Here is a 5,248-nt window from a genome sequence, read left to right on the forward strand (position 1 = left end):
GCGCGGGCCCAAGGGTTGAACCGCTCCGCTGTATGAGGTAGCCCGCTCGGCGTATTCGCACAAATCGCATCGGACCAGACACTGAACCCCGACAGCGCCCCATGGCCACCGGCCCCTCAAAAGACCAGACCAGACAGCGCCGTCCAACCCCCTCTGCATCGCAGGTTCGCTGCGGTTGCAGCCAGTGTAGAAGTCATCCTTGAAGGATCTGTCATGAAAACCCTTGCTTTCATCACGCTCAGCGTCATCGCCTCCGCCGCCATGGCCACCGGTCCGGTCCCTTCCACTCCGGACATCACCATCACCGGCAATTCCACGCAGTCGGTGTCCCTGACATCGGTGTCCGTCAACAACAACTCGACGGGCTCCAAGAGCGAAGCCTTCCAGAACCTCGCCTCCAACACCGGCAACGTCACCATCAGTGGCAATTCGACCCAGACGGTGACGGGCTCCGGCGGGAACGTGACCAACACCGCCAGCGGCAGCGAAGCCTACGCCAGCCAGAATCTGTCCTCCAACGTGGGCGAAGTCACCATCATTGGCAACTCCAGCCAATTCACCTCGATGATCAACTCGTCGGTCAACAACCTCTCCAGCGGCAGCAACAGCAAGGCTGTGCAAAACATTGCCTCCAACAACGCCTGCTTCACCTGCCAGCCCACCAAGACCGCTGGCTGGCCCCACTGAGATCGCCACCAGCATGGCTGGTGAATAGGCCTGCGAAGGCCTGATTCCGGCAGCACATCAGTGCCCGGATGAGTTCGTGCCAGGGGCACACCGGCAAGGCTGCAAAGAGCAGCGCGGGTGGGCCCCTCATTCTCACCATAGGAGGTGTTCCATGAACACACGTTTTCTGGCGCCATGCGCAACCCTGCTGATGGCCTGTGCCCTGATGCCGGGCCTCGCGCGGTCGCAGGCCCCCGGGGAGGACCCGGTCGTCCTGACCAAGAAGCTCTCGGTCCAGATGCAGCCCACAGGGCCAGTGGCAGCCTCGACGGGACTGGACGGCAGCAACACCATGCCATCGTGGCTGCGCGCCCGCATCGCCCGCTACGAAGCCAAGGCCTTCTCGGACGACACCACCGGCGTGCTGACCAACAACGACGTGGTCACCACCGCCAACGCACAGGGCATGCAAAAGACCTGTGTGCAAGAGGTGGGCAGCAACACCGTGTCCGCCAACACCACGGGATCGGCCAAGTACGGACCCAACCAGGCGCCGCAGGTGGTGGTGCTGCGTGGCGATCTCGTCAATATCTGCAAGTAACAGGCCTGGCGCCAAGCGCCCGGCCGCCAGGAGAGAGAACATGCCGCCCACCCCGTTGAGCCCCGCCATGCCCGCATGCTCTCGCCCCCCACGCCCCCGCACCCCACGCCCCCTGGCGCGCGCGATCCGTGGGGTGCTTTGGCTTGCCATCGGGCTCGGACTGGCCGGCTGTGCCACGCCCAGGGACCCGCGCAAGGACCAGGAATTTCAGAGCCTCGCTTCCATCACCGACCGCCCTGTGGTGCGCCCAACCCGTTCCATCTCCAGCTTTTCCGACTCGCTGATGTGCATGGACCACATGCTGCGCGACGCACAGCTGCCCACCACACTGATCACCAGCAAGCAGATCCCCGACTACTCCACCCGCGTCACCGTGGCCACCAAGGACATGGTGATCACCGCACTGTCGCAGATGTCGCGCCTGAGCAATGCGTTCCGCTTTGTGGACTACGAGGTAGACATCGCGCGCCAGGACACGGTGCAGAACCTCACCACCATCTTGCTCAACAACAACCAGATGCAGCTGCAGCGGCCCGCGCTGTACCTGTCGGGCGCCATCTCGTTCGTGGACCAGAACGTGATCAACAACCGGTTTGACACCGGGCTCTCCGGCCCCCGCATCGACATGGGCTACAGCCAAAGCCGCAACGCCACCATCATCGGGCTGGAGATGCACCTGGGCGACTTTCGCACCCGCACGCTGATACCCGGCCTGGATTCCGCCAATGAAGTCATCATCGGCAACGGCGGCCAAGGCGTTGATCTGGCCGGGCGCATTGGCACCTATGGCGTGCAGTTCAACGTGGGGCGCGACTACACCCAGGGCTCTGGCAGCGCAGTGCGCACACTGGTGGACCTGGCCACCATCGAACTCATTGGTAAATGGGCCCGCGTGCCCTACTGGCAATGCCTGACGCTGGAGCAAAACCACCCCGACTTTCAGCGGCAGCTGCGCGACTGGTTTGACGAAGGCTCGCCCGCCGTGCGCACCCAGCTCATTGCGCGCTCGCTGGTCAGCCGGGGCTACCTCGCCCCCGTTGCGCAACCCCTGCCGGACAACGACCCAGCGCTGCGTAAAGCCCTGGCGCGCTTTCAGGCCGACAACGGCATGGTGGTGACGGGCGTGGTGGACTTTGCGACCTACGAACGGGCGCTGCGCCACTTTGTCGGCCTATCCGCAGACGGGACCCTGGCCCGCATTGGCTGGGCCAGCACGCACTCAGAACCCGTGCAGCACATCGCAGTCGGGCCCGCCACGCCCGATGCCGCAGTCAACGTGGTGAGCAACAATCCGGGTGCAGCAAAGTACGGAGACCCGCCGCCTGCCCGCAGCATCGATCTGCAGATTGAGAACGTATTGCTGGAGCGCACCGCGTTCGAGGTGGGTGAACAGGTCTTCTTGTCGGCCACGGTGTCGCGCGCCTCCTACCTGCAGTGTTTTCTGGCCGATGCCACCGGCACGGTCATCCGCCTGCTGCCCAACCAGGCCAACACCACCGGCTGGGTGTCCGCCAACCAGGCCATACGCATCCCCGACTGGATGAGCCCAAACCCCGGCTTCATCATGGACGCAGCCAGCCCCGGCACTGAAGGCGTGGCCTGCTTTGCCACCGACGAGGACAGCACGCCTCGCTTGCCCGAAGCGCTGCGCGGCCCGCCGCTCAAGCCCATCCCTAATTACCGGGCGCTGGAGCGCTTTAACGAAGCCTTCGCCACCGCCTGGGGCAGCGAGGGCTACACCGGCAACGCGGTGTACTGGCAGGTCGTTCCGCGCCGGGCCCTGCCCGCTGCAGCCACTGCGCCTGCACAACCCGCCCCGCGCAAGTGAAAGACCACAGGCACAGCACTGTGCGCGCACACGCCATGACCACAACCCCATCGACCACCACGGCGCGCCCGCAGTCCACTATCAATGGGCTGCGCACGCCACACGGCACTTGGCGCGCACTCCACGGCGCTGTGGCGCAGGCCTCGGGCACAGCGTGCCTGGTCTTGGCGGTGGTGACTGCGGCGCCCGTGCTGGCCTCGGTGCGTGCGCTTCCCACGCCCGCTGAGACCACCTTCATCGATCGCGCCACCCTGAACGCGGCGTCCCCCCAGGTGCCCGGGTCTGACAACCCCATGCAGGAGAAGATGTTGCAAAAACTTCGCAGCGCCGCGCAACGCGACGGGGCGCTTATGCGCAAGCCGCGCTCCCCCCCTGTCTCCACAACGCGATCATCGGGCGACCTATCGCCTGCCGATGCGGCGTGGCTGTTGGGACTGCTGGCGCTGCACGGCCTGGCCATGCCCGCAGACCCGGCGCAGGCCCAGCACTGGTTTGAACGTGCGCAACTGCTCGGCCACCCCCTGGCTCCTGCGGGCCTCGCATGGTGCCAGCTCAGCGGCTGTGTGGCAGCGCCCAATCCTTCAACCGCCATGCACTGGATTGCGCTGGTGGGCCGTACCGATCCAGGGCTTGCCAAATACCTCGAATGGCATGCGGCCAAGGCATTGGCCCCGTTGGCCGAGCCCCGTTCGCCCTCACCGGACCGGTACCCCGGTTCGGTGGCGCCAGCGGCGGCCAACCCACCGCTGCAAAAACTGTTGACGCAAGCCGTGCGTGCAGGCAGTGCGCAGGCCAGCAACGAACTGGGGCTGGAGTTCATCGCCAGCGGCGATATCGAACAGGCGATGGCCCAATTTCAATCAGCATCTGCAAAGTCTGAGGCCGCTGCCGCCAACGCCAGCCTTCTGGCCCGCCGCTTCCACAGCGATCCCGACGCCCGCATCCGATCAGCCCGCTACAGCGCTGCGGACTGGTACGTGGAGGCCCAGCGGTACCACCGAGGCGACGGTGTACCCGCCAACTACACCGAGGCTGTGCGCCTGTACCAGGTGGCAGCCAGCAGCGGCGACCCGCAGGCCCGCAAGATGCTAGAGCTGATTTTCTCCAGGCCTTTGCAAGGCGGCACCATCGACGTCACATGGATGCAGCAGCTTGCAGGTCTCCACATGGGCATCAACGGCTCGTCCGCCAGCGCACGCCACTCGGCGCCACCCAATGGCTGGCAGCGGGAGCCAAGTCCCTTGTATGACCTAGTGCCACTGCAGTGGCGAACGACTGGGCACCATCCACGCCGCTGAACCGGCCCTGGCTCCCCCAAGTTCCCGCTGGTGCAGGCACGGGCAACCAAGTGAGTCCTCTATGCGGGCGAAGTAGCCGGTATGGAGGGCAGAGGCTCCTCCCGGTGCACAAGGTGAGCCACGCCCCTTGAGCCACACGCCAGGAGTTCACGCAAATAGCTGCGCAGGATGGTCGGGCGGATGTCCATGTGCGCCAGGTCATCGCTGGAAAACCAAGCAAACACCAGCCTGCGCCCTCCTTCCACTCCTTCATACGGTCCCTCCCCGTTTGCCAAGGGGCCATCCAGCAGCGGACTGGCATGCAGGCACAGTCCAATTTCATGGTGCAGCTGGTCTGCATGAAAGAAGAAGTTCTCCACCACGCAAGACAGCGCCCCCGGTTCCACCGCCTGCCCCAGCTCTTCCTGTAACTCACGCACCAGCGCCTGCGCTGCAGTCTCTCCTGGCTCAATACCACCCCCCGGTAACGCCCAGAAGGGGTCACCTTGCGCGCAGTGCAGCAGCACCCGGCCCTGCTCGGTGATAAGCGCTGCCACACGCTGACGCACGCGTGGGACAGGTGCAGACGGATTTGAGAGCTTGGTTGTCACATGCCAAAAGGATTGCAGGCAAAAGTGCCGGAGGCGCCAATAATTCAGGCGCCACAAGCTATCAATGCTATAGCTATTTAGACCTAGGCAGAAGGGATCAAAAGCCCCTGCTGCGCTGCCACGGCTTCGCGCAAGAACGCCCACGTGGCCTGCATGCGTGCAACGTGTTTGTTCTCTGCAGGCATCGACATCCAGAACGTTCGCTGAAACCGCGCCAGCCCAGGCAGCACCGGGATCAGCGACGGGTCCTGCGCCGCCACGAACG

The 5,248-nt window shown here is 64.8% G+C and carries 5 protein-coding genes and 1 pseudogene; 4 read left to right on the plus strand and 2 right to left on the minus strand.

What is annotated here, in order from left to right; all coding sequences use genetic code 11:
* Positions 1–213: 213 nt before the first annotated feature.
* The 4 genes from ACK4OE_RS24960 to ACK4OE_RS24975 all read left to right on the plus strand — a co-directional run bounded on the left by ACK4OE_RS24960 (position 214) and on the right by ACK4OE_RS24975 (position 4,393).
* Positions 214–687, plus strand: coding sequence for a hypothetical protein (locus ACK4OE_RS24960; RefSeq protein ID WP_218301177.1), 474 nt, complete (start codon positions 214–216; stop codon positions 685–687).
* 151 nt (positions 688–838) lie between these two features.
* Positions 839–1,267 carry a hypothetical protein gene (locus ACK4OE_RS24965; protein WP_055396096.1) on the plus strand — a complete coding sequence of 143 codons (429 nt, stop codon included), beginning with the start codon at positions 839–841 and terminating at the stop codon, positions 1,265–1,267.
* Between the two features lie 40 nt (positions 1,268–1,307).
* Positions 1,308–3,095: a DUF4384 domain-containing protein gene (locus ACK4OE_RS24970; RefSeq protein ID WP_409889124.1), complete on the plus strand. Its 1,788-nt coding sequence runs from the start codon at positions 1,308–1,310 to the stop codon at positions 3,093–3,095.
* Positions 3,096–3,130: 35 nt separating this feature from the next.
* The gene (locus tag ACK4OE_RS24975; RefSeq protein ID WP_409889125.1) at positions 3,131–4,393 is read left to right on the plus strand and encodes a hypothetical protein; all 1,263 of its coding nucleotides are present in this window, start codon (positions 3,131–3,133) and stop codon (positions 4,391–4,393) included.
* 59 nt (positions 4,394–4,452) lie between these two features.
* Here ACK4OE_RS24975 and ACK4OE_RS24980 read toward each other — a convergent pair whose 3' ends face one another.
* Together ACK4OE_RS24980 and ACK4OE_RS24985 are read right to left on the minus strand one after the other, a co-directional pair.
* Positions 4,453–4,929, minus strand: a complete 477-nt coding sequence (locus ACK4OE_RS24980; RefSeq protein ID WP_409889126.1) for an NUDIX hydrolase — start codon at positions 4,927–4,929, stop codon at positions 4,453–4,455.
* Positions 4,930–5,066: 137 nt separating this feature from the next.
* Positions 5,067–5,248 (minus strand): annotated as a pseudogene (locus ACK4OE_RS24985) (LysR family transcriptional regulator); the annotation flags it as partial.

Origin of the sequence: Acidovorax sp. (genome assembly GCF_046314175.1) — a bacterium.
In the GTDB taxonomy this organism is placed as follows: Bacteria; Pseudomonadota; Gammaproteobacteria; order Burkholderiales; family Burkholderiaceae_C; genus Acidovorax.

Bases quoted from the DNA above. Each gene is read 5' to 3' on its own strand.
- ACK4OE_RS24965 (WP_055396096.1), top strand. From the start codon at position 839: ATGAACACACGTTTTCTGGCGCCATGCGCAACCCTGCTGATGGCCTGT.
- ACK4OE_RS24975 (WP_409889125.1), top strand. From the start codon at position 3,131: ATGACCACAACCCCATCGACCACCACGGCGCGCCCGCAGTCCACTATC.
- ACK4OE_RS24970 (WP_409889124.1), top strand. From the start codon at position 1,308: ATGCCGCCCACCCCGTTGAGCCCCGCCATGCCCGCATGCTCTCGCCCC.
- ACK4OE_RS24960 (WP_218301177.1), top strand. From the start codon at position 214: ATGAAAACCCTTGCTTTCATCACGCTCAGCGTCATCGCCTCCGCCGCC.